The sequence below is a fragment of the Polaribacter sp. P097 genome (genome assembly GCF_036864555.1).
Taxonomy (GTDB): Bacteria; Bacteroidota; Bacteroidia; order Flavobacteriales; family Flavobacteriaceae; genus Polaribacter.
This window is the reverse complement of sequence record NZ_JAZETJ010000001.1, coordinates 1259193-1276819: the sequence shown is the minus strand read 5'-3', so window position 1 is coordinate 1276819 and position 17627 is coordinate 1259193. Positions and strand designations below refer to the sequence as shown.

At 32.2% G+C, this 17627-nt stretch carries 16 protein-coding genes; 7 read left to right on the top strand and 9 right to left on the bottom strand.

Going from position 1 to position 17627, the window contains the following annotated elements:
• Positions 1–18: 18 nt before the first annotated feature.
• Genes V7R38_RS05890 through V7R38_RS05860 form a run of 7 tightly spaced genes read left to right on the top strand, consistent with a single transcriptional unit; the run spans position 19 to position 9002 of the window.
• Positions 19–633: a hypothetical protein gene (locus V7R38_RS05890; protein ID WP_334056632.1), complete on the top strand. Its 615-nt coding sequence runs from the start codon at positions 19–21 to the stop codon at positions 631–633.
• Positions 634–649: 16 nt separating this feature from the next.
• Entirely contained in the window at positions 650–1123 is a 474-nt protein-coding gene (locus V7R38_RS05885; protein WP_334056630.1) for a (2Fe-2S)-binding protein, read from the top strand.
• Between the two features lie 3 nt (positions 1124–1126).
• The gene (locus tag V7R38_RS05880; protein WP_334056628.1) at positions 1127–3277 is read left to right on the top strand and encodes a xanthine dehydrogenase family protein molybdopterin-binding subunit; all 2151 of its coding nucleotides are present in this window, start codon (positions 1127–1129) and stop codon (positions 3275–3277) included.
• Between the two features lie 2 nt (positions 3278–3279).
• A complete protein-coding gene (locus tag V7R38_RS05875) occupies positions 3280–4299 on the top strand; it encodes an XdhC family protein (RefSeq protein WP_334056626.1) in 1020 nt (339 codons plus the stop codon).
• Positions 4300–4303: 4 nt separating this feature from the next.
• On the top strand, positions 4304–4900 hold the full coding sequence (locus V7R38_RS05870) for a nucleotidyltransferase family protein (protein ID WP_334056624.1): 597 nt from the start codon (positions 4304–4306) through the stop codon (positions 4898–4900).
• A gap of 14 nt (positions 4901–4914) precedes the next feature.
• Positions 4915–8613 (top strand): metallophosphoesterase, encoded by a 3699-nt coding sequence (locus V7R38_RS05865; RefSeq protein ID WP_334056622.1) that lies wholly within the window; start codon positions 4915–4917, stop codon positions 8611–8613.
• Positions 8614–8618: 5 nt separating this feature from the next.
• Positions 8619–9002: a DUF423 domain-containing protein gene (locus tag V7R38_RS05860; protein ID WP_334056619.1), complete on the top strand. Its 384-nt coding sequence runs from the start codon at positions 8619–8621 to the stop codon at positions 9000–9002.
• Here the strand turns inward: V7R38_RS05860 and V7R38_RS05855 are convergent.
• The 9 genes from V7R38_RS05855 to V7R38_RS05815 all read right to left on the bottom strand — a co-directional run bounded on the left by V7R38_RS05855 (position 8994) and on the right by V7R38_RS05815 (position 17539).
• Entirely contained in the window at positions 8994–9839 is an 846-nt protein-coding gene (locus V7R38_RS05855) for a hypothetical protein (RefSeq protein WP_334056617.1), read from the bottom strand. The two genes, V7R38_RS05860 and V7R38_RS05855, sit on opposite strands and share 9 nt — an antisense overlap.
• Positions 9840–9898: 59 nt before the next feature.
• Positions 9899–10750 (bottom strand): TPM domain-containing protein, encoded by an 852-nt coding sequence (locus V7R38_RS05850; protein ID WP_334056615.1) that lies wholly within the window; start codon positions 10748–10750, stop codon positions 9899–9901.
• Positions 10747–11184, bottom strand: a complete 438-nt coding sequence (locus V7R38_RS05845) for a TPM domain-containing protein (RefSeq protein WP_334056613.1) — start codon at positions 11182–11184, stop codon at positions 10747–10749. The genes V7R38_RS05850 and V7R38_RS05845 overlap by 4 nt, the downstream gene beginning before the upstream one ends.
• Positions 11185–11793 (bottom strand): LemA family protein, encoded by a 609-nt coding sequence (locus tag V7R38_RS05840; protein ID WP_334056611.1) that lies wholly within the window; start codon positions 11791–11793, stop codon positions 11185–11187. It abuts the gene before it with no gap.
• A gap of 121 nt (positions 11794–11914) precedes the next feature.
• The gene (locus V7R38_RS05835; RefSeq protein WP_334056609.1) at positions 11915–12667 is read right to left on the bottom strand and encodes an SDR family NAD(P)-dependent oxidoreductase; all 753 of its coding nucleotides are present in this window, start codon (positions 12665–12667) and stop codon (positions 11915–11917) included.
• Entirely contained in the window at positions 12667–13725 is a 1059-nt protein-coding gene (locus tag V7R38_RS05830) for a phosphotransferase family protein (protein WP_334056607.1), read from the bottom strand. Before V7R38_RS05830 ends, V7R38_RS05835 begins: the two co-directional genes overlap by 1 nt.
• Positions 13722–14939, bottom strand: coding sequence for an acyl-CoA dehydrogenase family protein (locus tag V7R38_RS05825; RefSeq protein WP_334056605.1), 1218 nt, complete (start codon positions 14937–14939; stop codon positions 13722–13724). Before V7R38_RS05825 ends, V7R38_RS05830 begins: the two co-directional genes overlap by 4 nt.
• Before the next feature lie 12 nt (positions 14940–14951).
• On the bottom strand, positions 14952–15725 hold the full coding sequence (locus V7R38_RS05820) for an SDR family NAD(P)-dependent oxidoreductase (RefSeq protein WP_334056603.1): 774 nt from the start codon (positions 15723–15725) through the stop codon (positions 14952–14954).
• On the bottom strand, positions 15725–17539 hold the full coding sequence (locus V7R38_RS05815) for an acyl-CoA dehydrogenase (RefSeq protein WP_334056601.1): 1815 nt from the start codon (positions 17537–17539) through the stop codon (positions 15725–15727). The genes V7R38_RS05820 and V7R38_RS05815 overlap by 1 nt, the downstream gene beginning before the upstream one ends.
• Positions 17540–17627: the final 88 nt, after the last annotated feature.

The window sequence follows — 17627 nt, the reverse complement described above, 5'->3', positions numbered from 1 at the left end:
CATAAAAATCAGCCAAACATGAAAAAAAGAAATCGTTATTATATAATTCCGCTTTTAATGTTAGGAGGAATTTTATGGGCTTCTAACTACAACAAAACAGAAAAAGAATATACTCCTATAGAAACTAAGCTTATAAGTGCTTCAGAAAATTCTGATAATTTTAATAAAATGATGGATGTTCTTACACATCCAAGATGCATGAATTGTCATCCAAGTGACAACATTCCAAAACAAGGTATAGATAGTCACCCTCACTATTTTGGTATGAAGGGTGGTGAAAAAGATCATGGTTTTGAAGCTACAAAATGTGCAACTTGTCATCAAAAAGAAAACAATAATTATTCAGGTGTGCCTGGGGCTCCTCATTGGGGTTTAGCTCCACAATCTATGGCTTGGAAAGGTTTAACAAGAAAAGAAATTGCAGAAGTTATCTTAGATAAAAATAAAAACGGTGGTAAAGATTTAAAAGGTGTAGAAAAACATTTAACAGAAGATGATTTAGTGCTTTGGGCCTGGAATCCTGGTGTAAATGCTGCAGGAGAAAAAAGAGAAATTCCACCTATTTCTGAAGAAGAATTTAAAAGAGTTGTAAAAGAATGGATTGCTAATGGTGCAGTAATTCCAGAAAATTAATCACAAAAAAGAGACAATGAATATATCATTTAAAATAAATAACGAAGCTATTACAGTTAATGTTTCTGATGAGAATACTCCTCTTTTATGGGTGGTTAGAGATGTATTAAATTTAAAAGGTACCAAATTTGGCTGTGGTAAAGCAGCTTGTGGTGCATGTACGTTGCATGTAGATGATGTTGCTGTGCGTTCTTGCTCTTATGCAGTAAAATTTGCAGAAGGTAAAAACGTAACTACTATCGAAGGTTTGGGTGATGCAGAAAACCCACATCCTGTACAACAAGCTTGGATAGAAGAAGTAGTGCCTCAATGTGGATATTGTCAGCCAGGTTTTATGATGGCAACTGCTGCTCTTTTAAAAGAAAACGACAATCCAACAGATGAAGATATAGATAACAATATTATTAATATTTGTAGATGTGCAACCTATTACAGAATGCGAAAAGCAATTCATAGAGCTGCTGAATTAACAAGAGAAACTAAACTATAAAACATGAGCAAGAAATTATCACGTAGAAAATTTTTAGTTAGAGGTGGTTTAGGTACACTTGGAGTTTTGGCTGTAGGTACTTATCTATTTCGTAATCCAATTCGCAGAGAAATTATTGGTTTTGCTGAGTCTTTTGTGGCACCTTATTCTGGCTCAGGTACAGATGCTAATTTGTGGTTTGAAATTACAAAAGACAATAACATCATTTTACATTCGCCTAAAGTAGAAATGGGCCAAGGTACTTTTACTGGCTTAGCACAAATAGCTGCAGACGAATTAGATGTAAATATCAACCAAATGCAAGTGATTGCTGCAAGCTCTGCTAGCGGAATTGTAGACAGACTTGGAACTGGAGGTAGTTTATCTATAGCTTCTATGTGGACTACCATTCGTGAATTGGCAGCTACAACTCGAGAAATGGTAAAGTTAGAAGCTGCTAAAAAATGGGAAGTTTCTGTAGATGATATAACAACTAAAAATGGAATAGTAACTCATGAAAATAAAGAATTATCGTTTGCAGAAATTGCTGCGAATGTTACTGAATGGAAAATACCAGATACACCAAAATTAAAGCCAGTAAATTCTTATAAATTGGTAGGTAAACCTGTACCAAGAATCGACTTAAAGGCTAAGGTATATGGAGATCCTATTTTTGGAATGGATGCAGAAATGGACAATATGCTTCATGCAGTTATCTTAAGACCAGAATATATTGGAGCCACCTTTAAAAGTGCCAATTTTAGTAAGGCAGAACAAATGCCAGGAATTGTAAAGGTTGTACAAATTGATGACTGGGTAGGTATTGTTGCTAAAACATATCCAGAAGCTTTAGCTGCAAAACTTGAGGTTGATGTTGAATGGAACATCCCTAAAAAATGGACAGAAGAAGATATAAGAAATCTAATTACTGTAGGTAGTGGAGATGAAATGATTGTTCAAAAAGAGGGTGATGTTCTTGAAAATGATGATGAAGATTTTCTAGAGCTGGAGTTTAAAAGTCCAATTGGTGCTCATGCACAATTAGAACCAAATGGTGCTGTTGCTTCTTATAAAGATGGCAAAGTAACCGTAATTTTATCTACCCAAGTAATTGGAATTACACAAAATCAAATTGCAAAAGCGTTAGATATTGATACAGATGATATAAATGTCATTCCTACCTATTTAGGAGGTGGTTTTGGTAGACGTTTAAATACAAATCATGCAATTCAAGCTATTAAATTATCTAAAGCAGTTGGGCAACCTGTAAAGTATTTCTTCACTAGAAAAGAAGAGTTTCAAAATGATATGTTTAGACCTCCAACACACCATATTATGAGAGGTAAACTAAATGAGGAAGGTTTGATTGAGCATTTAGAGCATCACTTTGCAAGTGGTAATGTGGCTATAGATTCACTGCTTTTACCAGGTATTGCAAATACAGTTTTAGGTGCAGATTTTGGTGCAATTCGTGGAGGACGAATTCATTACAGTGACATAAAAAATGTTAGATCTATTCAGTGGCATAAAACCTTGCCATTTGCCACAAGTTGGTGGAGAAGTTTAGGTTTGCTAGCTAATACTTTTGCCATTGAAAGTTTTGTTGATGAATTGGCTTTTCAAAACAATAAAAATCCTATTGAATTGCGTTTAGCTCAAATAAAAGATAATGAAGAAGGAATTCGTTTAAAAAACGTTATTAAAAAAGTACAAGAAGAATCAAATTATTCTGAGACTGTTTCTAATGGAAGAGCCATGGGTTTTGCCTGTTCAACAGATACAGGAACACCATGTGCACAAGTTGTAGAAGTATCTATAGAAAACAAAGAAATAAAAGTGCATAAAGTTACTTGTGTTATGGATTGTGGAATTGCTGTAAATCCAGATCAAGTTAGAGCACAATGTGAAGGGGCAATGATAATGGCCATGAGTGCAGCCATGCACGAAAAAATGTATATAGAAGATGGTCAATTACAACCTACCATTTTCGGACCTTATGAAATGGCTATGATAAAACACGCTCCAAAAGAAATTAATGTACACTTACTGCAAGGTATGGACAAGCCAGGGCCTGTTGGCGAACCTCCTTTAGGACCAATTGCAGCTGCTATAGGGAATGCAGTAAAAAGATTAACAGGAGAAAGACTAACTGAAATGCCATTAAAACTCTCTTAACCTTGATACACGAACTTAAAGAAATCATACAACAAGCAATAATCAATCAAAAAAAAGGATTGAAAAATGTGATGGCTTCTGTTGTACATTTAGAAGGTTCATCTTACAGAAAACCTGGAGTTAGAATGCTAATTTCTGAAGATTTACATTCAGTAGGTGCAGTTTCTGGTGGTTGTGTAGAAAAAGAAATCATACAAAGATCAAAAACTGTTTTTAAAGATAACAAACCAAAAATCATAACTTATGATGGCAGGTACAGATTGGGTTGTGAAGGTATTTTGTACATTTTAATAGAACCTATTTTTATTAAAGATGATTTTATAGCGTTATTTCTAGAAGCATATTCAAAAAGAGAATCATTAAAAATTGAAAGCAATTTTAAACTAGAAGACGAATCTTTTGGTGCTTATGGTTCTGTTATCACTTTTGAAAATGGACACCAATTTTCGTTTAGTGAGCAATTCACCATTGATGAGCAAACACAAGTTTTTTCACAAATATTACAACCTGCCTTTAAATTGGTGATTATTGGTGGAGAACATGATGCAGTGCAATTGTGTAAAATTGCAGCAAATCTTGGTTGGGAAATAGAAGTGATTACATCTGCCAAAGACAGTAAAGAGCTATCGGATTTTCCAGGGGCTAATAAAGTGTTAGGCGAAAGTCCTGAAACCATTAAATTTAAAGACATCAAAGAAAATTGTGCAATTGTTTTAATGAACCATAGTTATGTGCAAGATTTAAAATATCTCGTAAAACTATCTGAAGAAAACTGTTCGAATTACATAGGTATTTTAGGTGCACCTAAAAGAAGAGAACGTTTATTTAATGAGCTTTTTGAATTTGCTCCTGAAACTACAGAAGAATTTTTAGAAACTATTTATACGCCTGCAGGTTTGCATATTGGTGCTCAAACTCCACAAGAAATTGCAATTTCAATTATTGCAGAAATTTTAGCGGTAACAAGAAATAAAAATCCTTTTTCTCTTAGAAATATTACTGGCAAAATACATAGTAACTAACCTTATGAATATTGCTATTTTAGTTTTAGCTGCAGGTAAATCATCTCGCATGAAAAGTATCAAACAGCTAGAGAAAATTGAAGGCAAAACCCTTTTAAACATCACTTTAGAAAAGGCAAAATTATTACAAAAAAATAATGTTTATTGTGTTTTAGGCGCAAATGCTAATCGTATTGAACAATCCATTTCAGCTTCAAAAATAAAAACAATTTACAATGATAATTTTGCTGATGGTTTAAGTACAAGCATAATTTCAGGGCTTAATTATTTTAAAAATCAACATTTAAAATTTGATGCTATTTTTATCCTTTTAGCAGACCAACCAGCTATAGATATAGCTTATCTTTTATCTATGAAAAGCTTGTCTTTAAAAAATCCTACAAAAATTATAGCTACCAAATATCCAGCTCATTTTGGAGTTCCTGTAATCATCCCTAAAATATATTTTGAAGCTCTACTAAAAATTAATGGTGATAGAGGTGCTAAAAGTTTTATTAACGCACATAAAAACGAAGTTTTATCATCAAATTTGCAAACTAATCATATAGATATTGACACGAAAGAGGAGCTAAATCTTTTTAGAAAGTCAATTTTAAAATAGTTAATTTTACCAATATGAAATTCGTAAAATATATTGCCTTAGTTTTAACAATAGTCCTGGTATCTGCTTGTGCTACAATAGATATGCAAATTACAGAGGGCCAGAAATTTACACCTAAAACAAACAGTAAAGTTTTACACTCATTTTATTTAATTGGTGATGCAGGAAATTCTGAATTATATAAAAGAGATTCTGCTTTATCATATTTGAGTCAAGAAATTTTAAAAGCAAAAGAAAATTCGACACTTATCTTTTTAGGAGACAATGTGTATCCTAAAGGTATTCCAAATAAAAATAAAAAAGGCTATAAACTAGCCAATCATCGCTTAAAAGTTCAAACAGATATTGCTAAAAATTTTCCAGGAAAATCACTTTTTATACCTGGGAACCATGATTGGTATAGTGGTTTACAAGGCTTAAAAGATCAAGAAAAATTAGTAGAAGATGCCTTAGGTAAAAAGAGTTTTGAGCCAGATAATGGATGTCCTTTAGAGAAAATTGAAGTAAATGATGAAATTAACATTATTGTTGTTGATACTCATTGGTATGTAACAAATTGGGACAAACATCCAGGAATTAATGATGATTGTGAAATAAAAACTAGAGCTAAGTTTTTTGAGGAGTTAGAGGGTTTAATAAAAAAATCGCAAGGAAAAACGACATTATTAGCACTACATCACCCAATGTTTACCAATGGTCCTCATGGAGGGTATTATTCTTTTAAAAGCCACATGTCCCCAGCACCAATTTTAGGAACTGCCAAAAATATACTTCGTAAAACTACTGGTTTAACCAATACAGATCAGCAGAATGACAAATACAATACGCTTAGAAAACGTATTATTAGTTTAGCTCAGCAAAATGAAAAAATCATTTTTGTTTCTGGTCATGAGCACAGTATTCAATATATAGTTCAAGATAACATACCTCAAATTGTTAGTGGTTCTGGTTCTAAATTAACAGCAACTAAAAATGTAAACGGAGGTAAATTTTCTTATGGAACTCAAGGTTTTGCAAGGCTAGATGTTTATGAAGATGGTGCATCTACAGTTCACTTTTACACAGCTAAAGAACGTAAAATTGTTTATGAGGCTAATGTTTTCGAAAAAGATAGTATTGTAGAATATTCAGAATTTCCTAATGTTGATTTAAGCGAAAAAGAAGCTTCTGTTTATACAGATAAAGAAGTTAAAAAAGGTAATGTATATAACCTACTTTGGGGTAAAAGATATCGCAAATATTTTGGCGAAAAAATTGTAGCTCCTACAGTAAAATTAGACACTTTGTATGGTGGATTAACCCCTGTAAGAAGAGGTGGAGGTCATCAATCTAAATCTTTGCGTTTACAAGACAAAGAAGGTAGAGAATATGTAATGAGGGCTTTGCGCAAAAATGCAGTTCAATATTTACAAGCTGTTGCATTTAAAGATCAATATGTAGAGGGTCAATTTGATAAAACTTATACAGAAAGTTTGTTATTAGATGTTTTTACAGGTTCACATCCATATGCACCATTTACTATTGGAGAATTAGCAGATGCTATAGATGTATATCATTCAAATCCTATTTTATTTTATGTTCCAAAACAAAAAGGTTTGGGCGAATTTAATGCAGATTATGGAGATGAATTATACATGGTTGAAGAACGAACAGCAGATGGTCATGGAGATAAAAAAAGCTTTGGGTATGCAGATGAAATTATAAGTACAGATGACCTTAGAAAAAATTTAAAGAAGGATGAAAAATACGTTTTAGACGAAGAAGCTTACATTAGAGCACGTTTGTTTGACATGCTTATTGGAGATTGGGATAGGCATCAAGACCAGTGGAGATGGGCTGAATTTGAAGAAGGAGACAAAATTGTGTATAGACCAGTTCCTAGAGATAGAGATCAAGCATTTTCTGTATTTAGTGATGGTATTTTACTCAATATTTTTACTAGATTAATTCCAGATTTAAGGGGTATGCGTTCTTATCAAGAAGATATAGAAAAGCCAAGATGGTTTAATTTATCTGGCTACCCAATAGACATGACTTTAATTCATGCATCAGACAAAGAAGTTTGGGATGCACAAGTAGCTATTATTCAATCTCAAATTACAGATGAAGTAATAGAAAGTGCTTTTGCAAAGTTTCCTAAAGAAGTAAATGATGAAACTGTAAATGATATCAAACAGAAATTAATTGGTAGAAGAAAAAACTTGCAAGACATTTCTGACACCTACTTTAAGTATTTAAATAGATTTCAAGTAATTAAAGGAACCAATAAAGACGATCATTTTGAAATTGAAAGATTTGTAAATGGTGATACAAAAGTAACTGCTTACAGAATTAAAGATGGAGATAAAGCAGATATTATACACCAAAGAAGGTATAAGTTTGCTACAACTAAAGAAATTTGGATTTATGGTTTAGACGATGATGATGTTTTTGTTGTAAATGGTGAAACTGGCAACAACAATGCAATTCGTATAAAGATTATAGGAGGTTTAAATAATGACACCTATGAAATAAATAAAACAAAAAAGGTGAAAATTTACGATCAAAAATCGAAGAAAAACACCTTTATAACACCTAACGTTAGTAAGAAAATTACTGATGATTATGACACAAATACTTACGATTACAAGAAATTAAAAAGTCAGAAAAACTCAATATCTCCAGCAATTGGCTACAATCCAGATGATGGAATTAAATTAGGTTTAAAAAACACCTTTTTAGTGAACTCATTCGAAAGAAATCCGTTTACAAGAAAATATACAATTTCTGCTTTTTACTATTTTGCAACTAATGGTTTTGAACTGAATTATAACAGTGAATATGCCAATATTTTAAATAAATGGAACTTAGGTTTCGAAGCACAATATACAGGTCCAAATTACGCTTTAAACTTTTTTGGTTTTGGTAATAATTCAGAAAATTTAGAGGCAGATGGTACAGAAGATAGAGATTACAATAGGGTTAAAATATCACAAATTAAAGCAGGCTCTTTTGTAAAATGGATTGGAGACTTAGGTGATGAATTAAAAATTGGTGCAAAATTTAATAGTTATAACGTAGATAGAACTGCAGGTAGATACCTAGAAACACAATATGCAGCAGATAACAGAATCTTTAACAGAGAAAACTTTATCAACTTAGAAACAAGTTACAGCTACAAGCATGCAGACAACCCTGCTTTTCCAACACTAGCTATGGATTTTATGGTAAGTGTTGGCTATACCAAAAACTTGGCAAGCAGTAATAATTTCTCTTACGCTAGTTCTGGTTTAGGAATTACACATAAATTAATACCTAGTGGTAAATTGGTTTTTGCTACTAAAGTTCATGGCCAATTTATTTTCGGTGATGATTTTGAGTTTTATCAAGCAGCAAATATTGGTGGTAATAATGGTTTAAGAAGTTATAGAAATCAGCGTTTTACAGGTAAAAATGCATTTTATCATTCAAGTGATGTAAGATGGAATTTAAGAGATGTAAAAACCAACCTAGTGCCTATGAACATTGGTTTATTTGCTGGTTTCGATTATGGTAAAGTTTGGGGAGCACCAAATACAATTGTTACTAATCCACAGTTTTACTCGAACACACCTAATACATCTATAGGTGGTGGCTTTTTCTTTAACACTGCAGATATTTTTGCAGGAAACATCTCTGCATTTACTGGTGAAGATGGTTTACGAATTATGTTTAACGTAGGTTTTGATTTATAAATAAAATGAGTGTAATCGCATTAATTTTTGGAAGTATCTTCGGATTTTTAGCAATAGTTTTAGGTGCATTTGGCGCTCACCTACTAAAGAAAAAACTAAATCAAGATCAATTACAAAGTTTTGAAACTGGTGTAAAATATCAGATGTATCATGCCATTGTTTTATTAGTATTAGGCTATAATTTAAATGATACTTTGGCTTTAGATAATTACATAGTATACTGCTTTATTATAGGAGTAATTCTTTTTTCCTTTTCAATTTATGGTTTAGTAATTTCTGCATATAAAGGAAAAAAATTGAAATTTTTAGGGCCAATCACACCTTTAGGAGGTTTATTCTTAACCCTTGGCTGGCTTCTTTTGTTGTATAAATATATCGTTCTATTTTAAGCTATATTCATATAAATTTCCTCCTTCACCTCCTGCTCTTTCATCCGTAATTAAAAGTGTGTTATCGCCTTTAAAACAGATACCTTCTTTTTGAGATTTATGAGTTAAAGGTATTTTTTTTACAGAGCCAGAAAAGAAATTATCTCCTGTAAAATTGGTAAAGATTAAAATATTTTTTTGAGATAATAAAACTACTTTTTTACCATCATCAGAAATATCTGCAGAAGTTATCCAAGAGGATTCCTTTTTACCATTATCAAACTTACCAATTAACTTGGCTTTATGTTTACCAGGTGTTGATGGTACTCTGTATAAAGAAGTTTTACCATATTTGTTTTTAACTCTACTCTTTGTAAAGATGTAAAAGTGATTATTAAAATAGAAAAAAGATTCTGCATCAAAATAACGATCTTTCTTTTTAGGTGGATACTTTTTTTGATCTTCATATTCAAACTCCATTTCCTGAACCTTTGCATCTTCCTTATCTAAATGGTTTTTGTTGATTTTTAGGATTTTTAGCTTTTTACGTTTGCTATAATTATTTCCAAAATCGCCAATGTAAAGATTCCCAAATTCGTCTGAAGTTAAGTCTTCCCAATCTTTATTTTTAGCATCAACATCTAACTCATGTAAAATTTTTCCTTTAGAAGAAATTCTGTAAATATCAGATGAATTTCCTCCATCTTCTAAAATCCAAATAGCGTTAGAATTCTGAATATATTCATTCCCTGAAACCTCTTTTAGAGAATTAGGTAAATCCCCCAACATTTTTAATTGACCAAAATTTTGGCAACTAAAAAACACAAGTAAGCAATTAAGAATAAATAGTTTTTTCATGAAAATGCAATTAAAATAAGATTAAAAAATAGGGTTTGGCTGTTGTATAGAATAGCTAATTACCAGCCTCCAGAAGCGCCTCCTCCACCAAAAGAGCCTCCTCCAAATCCGCCACCAAAACCACCTCCACCAAAAGAACCACCTCCTGATGAGCTACCTCCAAAACCACCACCAAAGCTTCCTCCACCTCTACCAGCATTGCTTAATATGATTGTGTCGAAAATAGTATCTGCCAAAGAACCTCGTCTAAAACGTCTTCCTCCTCCTCTGTTGTTTTTATTTCCTCTAGAAATTATAATAAAAAATATAACAATAAGCAGAATAAAAAATACAATTCCAGGATCAAACCCTTTCTCTTCTTGTATTCTAGTGCCTTTAAATTCACCTTGCAGCGTTTTAAAGATGTAATCTGAGCCTTTATCTAAACCTCCATAGAAATCTCCTTTTCTAAATTCAGGAATTATTACTCTTTCTATTATTCTTTTTGATTGAAAATCGGTTAATAAATATTCTACTCCTTTACCAACTTGGATGGCGATTTTTCGATCATTTTTAGCCAATAAAATTAAAACTCCATTATCTTTTTCTGCATCTCCAATTCCCCATTCTTCTCCCCAATTCGCAGCCAAATAATTAATATTCTCACCTTCTGTAGAATTTATAATGGCCACAACAATTTGGGTTGATGTAGTGTCTGAATAGCGAACTAATTTATTCTCTAAATTTGATTTTTGCGATTGCGATAATAGGTTTACATAATCGTAAACACTAGTTTGAAACTTTGGTTTTTCTGGAATTTGAAATCCTTGAGCAAAGGTTTGTAATGAAAAAAGTATCGCTATAAATAAGAACCACTTTTTACTTTTAACTGCTAATTGACTGCTTGCTAAAAACTGCTTATTCAATATCATCCTTTAGAAATCTCATTAGAAAGTTCGTTCTCATCATCTATCTGCCAAGGAAAATGTTCTTTTAGTTCTTCACCTGCTTTTAAAATACCTTCTACCAAACCTTGCTTAAAGTTGTTATTTTTAAAATGGCTTTGCATAACATCTTTTGTAGCATTCCAAAAATCTGTTGGTACAACATTGTTTATGCCTTTATCACCATAAATAACAAACTTTTTATCTTTTACTGCTACATAGATTAAAACTGCATTTTCATCTTTTGTATTGTTCATTTTTAACATGTGGAATACCTCCAAAGTTCTATCAAAATGATCTTTGATTGATGTGGCTTCCATATGAACACGAATTTCTCCAGAAGTATTGGTTTCTGCTGTTCTAATAGCCGCAATAATTTCTTGCTCTTCATCTTTTGTTAAAAATGCTTCTACTTTAGACATTTAGGCTGCTTTATTAAAATCGAAGTTAACATCTGGTGCATTTTCAGAACCTGGATTTGCTTTATATCTATCCATTTCTTCAAAATTAAACATACCTGCTAATACAGAGTTTGGAAAAATTTTGATGTGCTTGTTGTACTTATTTACACCTTCATTAAAACGATCTCTTGCTACATTAATTCTATTTTCTGTACCTTCTAATTGGCTCTGTAATTCTAAAAAGTTTGCGTTTGCTTTTAAATCTGGATAACGTTCTACAGATACTAATAATTTAGATAAAGCACCACTTAAACCTGCTTGTGCCTGCTGAAATTGAGCCATATTTTCTGCAGTTAAATTACCTGCATCTATAGTTGTAGATGTTGCTTTTGCTCTTGCATTAATAACTTCGGTTAAGGTACTTTTTTCAAAATCTGCAGCACCTTGTACTGTTTTTACCAAATTACCAATTAAATCATTTCTTCTTTGGTAAGCACTTTCTACATTAGACCAAGTGGTTTTAGCATCTTCTTGTAAAACTACAGCTTCGTTATTAAAACCTTTTGCCCAACTATATATTGCGAATGCTATTACTCCTATAATTATAACCGGAATTAACCATTTTTTCATAATTTCTAATATTTAAAATTTTATTTTGATTTGTTTGATTTCTTCAAAAATACTTAATATATCCTACAGTAAAAAAAGACTTTTTAGCTGATAAACTAATTCTATTAACGCTAATGAGATCTTACAAAGAAGTCCCTCCGTCTAAAGTTATGGTTTGCCCAGTAATAAATTTTGTGTTATCTGAAGCCAACCACACAACTGCATCTGCTATCTCTTCTGCTTTACCATAACGTTTCATAGGTATTACACTTTTTAAAATTGCATCCATTTCTGGCTTTGCATTGATAAGTTGTGTTAACAAAGCAGACTCTGTATACCCAGGACAAACTGCATTTATTCTAATGTTCTTAGTGGCATATTCCATAGCTGCAGACTTTGTCATACCAACCACTGCAAATTTACTTGCACTGTAACTAATATTATTAGGTGATGCCTTTAATCCTGCTAAGGAAGCTATATTAACAATATTTCCAAATCCTTGTTCTAAAAACTGGTGCAAAGCAAGCTTCATTCCATAAAAAACACCTGTCTGGTTTACAGCAATAACTCTATCCCAATCTTTTACTAAAGATTCATGAGTTCTTAACAAATGAGGACCAATACCTGCATTATTCACTAAAACATCTAGCTGTCCAAATTTGGCAACTGTTTCATGTATTAACCTTTCAAACTCATCAAAAACAGCAACGTTTGCTTTTATAGGTATCGCTTTTCCTCTATTTGTTACAATTTCTTGTGCAACTTTTTCTGCACTCTCTAAATTAATGTCTGATACTACTACTGTTGCTCCATGTTTTGCAAAGTGCACTGCAGTTGCTTTACCAATACCTGAACCTGCTCCTGTAACAATTACAATTTTATTTTTTACTTCCATTAGTCTATTGATTTAGTTTTAATTGCTTTTAAAGCCAGTTTACAACATAGTTCTGCTGCCTTATTTAGGTTTGTAAATCGAGGATCTGTTGTCCAACCTTTAGAATATCGATAATAAATTTGTTGTGCAATCACAGCAATTTTGAATAGACCAAAAACATAATAGAATACTAAGCTTTCTGTTGTTCTTCCTGAATTTTGAATATATTGTTGTGCAATTTCACTTCTTATAGGATTACCTTCAAAAATAGTTGGTGATGGTATGCCTTGTTTTACAAATTCGTGATCTGTAGCTACAGTCCAATATCCTAATGAAGTTCCAAGATCCATAAATGGATCTCCTAAAGTAGCCATTTCCCAATCTAAAACTGCAGAAATTTCTTGCCATGAATCATCTTTAAAAACAACATTATCATATTTAAAATCGTTGTGAATTAAACAATAATTATATGTTTTAGGTTGATTTTTCTGCATCCAATCCATTACCATTTCTGCTTCTGGATATTCATCTGTTTTGGCTTTTAAGTACTGTTTGCCCCAATTTGTAACTTGTCTTTCAACATAGCCTTCTGGCTTTCCTAAGTCAGTTAAACCAACTGCCTTGTAATCTACATTATGTAATGACACCAAGGTATCTAGCCAAGAATTTGCAATGATTTGATAATCATTTACTGAAATTTTTCTCTTTTGAGCTTCTTTGTAATTTAAAATGATTCCTTCTACTTTTTCCATTATATAAAAGTCACTTCCTAAAATGGTTTCGTCATTAGAAAATCCATACATTTTTGGAACCTTAGAAAATTGAGAGGCTACTGCCTTTTGAACCTTAAATTCACGACCCATATCATGCCCTCTTTTTATGGCACCTTTGGGTGGTTTTCTAAGTACAAATTCTTTACCTTCAATTTGTAAAAGATAAGTTAAATTAGAATAGCCATGTGTATATTGCACTATGTTTAAATCGCTTTGAATATCATCAATTAAATTAATTTCTTTCAAATACTTTTTTAAAGGTAGTTCTGGTAATTCTTCTCCTTTTCTTACTTTTTGATTGCTCATGAATTCCCAAATTTTTTGATGCAACTTTTACCTAATTGATACATGTGAACTTCATCTGGACCATCTGCTAAACGTAACATTCTTGCAATTGTATAATAATGTGCCAAATACGTATCTGGGCCAACACCTTTTCCTCCTAAAATTTGAATAGCTCTATCTATTACTTTTTGAGCCATGTTTGGTGCTACAATTTTAATCATAGCAATTATATCTTTTGCTTCTTTGTTACCAACCTTATCCATCTTATCTGCAGCAGATAGCGTTAACAGGCGTGCTTGTTCTATCTCGCAAGCAGATTTTGCAATTTCATGACGAATACTACTGTAGTCATAAAACTTTTTACCAAAAGTTTCTCTTTCTAACGTTCTTTTAGACATCATTTCTAAAGCATATTGAGCCATGCCAACCAATCTCATACAATGATGAATTCTACCAGGACCTAAACGTCCTTGTGCAATTTCGAAACCTCTACCTTCACCTAAAATTAGGTTTTCTTTAGGTACACGAACATTGTCTAAAATTATTTCTGCATGTCCTTCAGGAGAGTCATAAAAACCTAGTACAGATAGTGGCCTTACTATTTTTAAACCTGGTGTACTCATAGGAACCAACACCATACTTTGTTGCTGATGCCTATGTGCTTCAGGGCTTGTTTTACCCATTACAATTGCTACTTCACAGTGTGGATCCATCGCTCCAGAAGACCACCATTTACGGCCATTTATAACATATTCATCTCCTTCTATTGCTATTGAAGTTTCAATATTTGTAGCATCTGAAGATGCAACTTGAGGTTCTGTCATTAAAAAAGCAGAACGAATATCTCCGTTCATTAAAGGAGTAAGCCATTTCTTTTTCTGAAATTCACTTCCATATTTGGCCAAAACCTCCATGTTTCCAGTATCTGGTGCAGAGCAGTTAAAAATCTCTGAAATCCAGATTTTTTTACCCATAATTTCTGCTAATGGTGCATATTCTAAATTGGTTAAACCTGGACTTAATTCTCCATAATCTTTAGGTAAAAATAAGTTCCATAAACCAGCATCTTTTGCTTTTTGCTTTAACATTACCGTTTTTGGAAAACGTTTCCACATTTTATTCGCATCACTTTGAAAAGCCAAGAATTCCTTTTCTATTGGTACAATATGGGCATCAATAAAAGTGTTTAGTTTTTCTTGTAATTCTATTGATTTCTTTGAGTATTCGAAGTTCATCGTTTTTCTATTTTAACCTGCAATCATATAACCACCATCTGCAGTATAAACGCCTCCAGTCATATAATTACCTGCATCTGAAGCTAGTAAACATGCCAAACCTACCATTTCTTCTGGCATTCCCATTCTTGAAGATGGTAAAGCTTTTTCTACTTTACTTAGTATTTTTTCATTTTGCCATAAAGCAGCACTAAACTTTGTTTTAATTAAACCAGGACAAATGGCATTTGCTTTTACACCATACTTACCCCATTCTTTAGCCTGATTTTTTGTAAGCATTAAAATAGCTGCTTTACTTGTGCTGTAAATACCTAAACCTAAACCTGGAGTTAAAGCTTCTACAGATGCGATATTAATTATACTACCGTTTTTATTGGTCTGAAAATATGGTAACACCAAATTTGACAAAGACCAAGGAGCTTTTACATTGACATCCATAATTTTATCAAAAATTTCTGGAGAAACCTCTTCAATTGGTCCAAAAACAGGATTAATAGCTGCATTATTCACTAAAATATCTATTCTACCAAAAGACTCGATTGTCTTATCAACCAAATTTTTTCGTTGGTCTTCTTTTCCTATATGACAAGCAATACCAATGGCATCTAAACCTTGTTCTTTAAATTCTTTTGCAACTTCGTCACAAGCTTCTTGGTTTCTGCTAGAAATAACAACTTGTGCTCCTTGTTCTGCTAAACCTTTAGCAATAGCCTTACCTATACCTTTACTTGAACCTGTAATAACAGCAACTTTTCCTGATAAATTAAATTGATCTTTACTATGCATTATATAATGTATTCTTTTTCATTTTTAATCGTTATAACTTCATTATTCATTAATGATTCAGCTAAAGAATTGGTTTTAGGTAACTCATATTTAAAGTAAAATTTCATAGTGTGAATTTTACTCTCATAAAACGTTGCTGTGTATTTTTTATCCTTATTACTTAAAGATTTTTTAGCATCAACAGCCATTTCTAGCCATAACCAACTTAACACAACAATACTCATATATTCCATAAATAAGTTAGCATCTGCTAAATAACGTTCATAATTACCTTTCATGGCAAAAGGCATTAAATGACCAAGAATTTTTTGGGAGAGTTCTAATTTATCGCCTAAAATTTTAGCATATATTTTAAGATTTTCATCATTGCTTGCTGCAATAATAGTTTTTACTATTTCTGCAGATAATAATTCTAATCCTTTACCATTTTGCATAGGCACTTTTCTACCTAATAAATCTTGAGATTGAATACCAGTTGTACCTTCATACAAAGCAGAAATTCTAATATCTCTATAATATTGTTGCAAGGTAAAATCGGTACAAAAACCATAACCTCCTAATACTTGCAAGCCATTATCTACAGATTCTGCACCAGCTTCTGATGGATATGTTTTTACAATAGGAATAATCATTTCTAACAATAAATGATACTTTTCTTTTTCCTCTTTTGATGTGGCTGTTGTTAATATATCTTGATATTTAGAGGCCAATAAAACCAAGCTTAAAGAACCTTCTACAATAGATTTTTGGAGCAATAACATTCGTCTAACATCTGGATGTTCTATAATAAGACTTTGCTTTTCAGTAGGGTTCTTCTTACCATCTGCAGATAACTTTCTTCCTTGTGGTCTTTCATTCGCATATTGTAAAGAAGTTCTATATGCAGCCATTGCAATTGCTGCTGCACCTCTACCTACTGCAATTCTAGCACCATTCATCATTAAAAACATTTGGGCTAAACCTTTGTGTTCTTCACCAACTAACCAGCCTCTACAATCATCAGAATCTCCAAAACCTAAATGCGTAGTGCAATATCCTTTTTGGCCCATTTTCTGAAAATCAGCTACAGTCATTACATCATTATATTCTAAAGTTCCATCTTCTTTTAACCTGTTTTTTGGTACTACAAATAATGAGATTCCTTTAGTACCTTTTGGAGCGCCTTCAATTCTTGCCAAAACTAAATGCACAATATTTTCTGCACCTTTGTAATCGCCTCCAGAAATAAATATTTTTTGCCCTGTTATTTTGTAATAACCATCATTAGTTGGTGTGGCTTTAGTAACAACATCAGATAAAGAACTACCTGCTTGCGGTTCTGTTAAACACATGGTACCACCCCAAACTCCAGCCAACATATTTGGCACATATTTATCCTTTAAAACTTGCGAACCAAACTCTATAATTAATTCTGCAGCACCTAATGTTAAACTAGGATAACCAGGTAAGTGATTATTGGCTGCATCCATAATATACACTGCTGCCTGAAATGCAGAAATTGGCATTTGTAAACCACCATCATCATAATCGAAACAAGCAGAAATAATACCCATTTCTCCTGATTGATGCATTACTTTTTGAACTTGCTCGTGAACAATAACAGTTCCATCTTTATGATATGCAGGATTTGCATCCATCTCTTGAAAATAAGGATACATTTCTCTATCAGAAAAGTCTTTTACAGAATCTATAAATAGATTTAAAGATTCCATATCATGTTCTTGGAATCTTTCTCTTGAAAGTAAATCTTCTAATTTGTGAATATCATAAAGTATGTATTTCAATGTTTCTAAATCTACATACTTTTTTGACATAATTTTGAGGTTTTATTTAAATGTACTGCTATAAATTAGCAAATACGTAATTTCATACTTCCCAAATATAGGGAAAATTACTATGCAT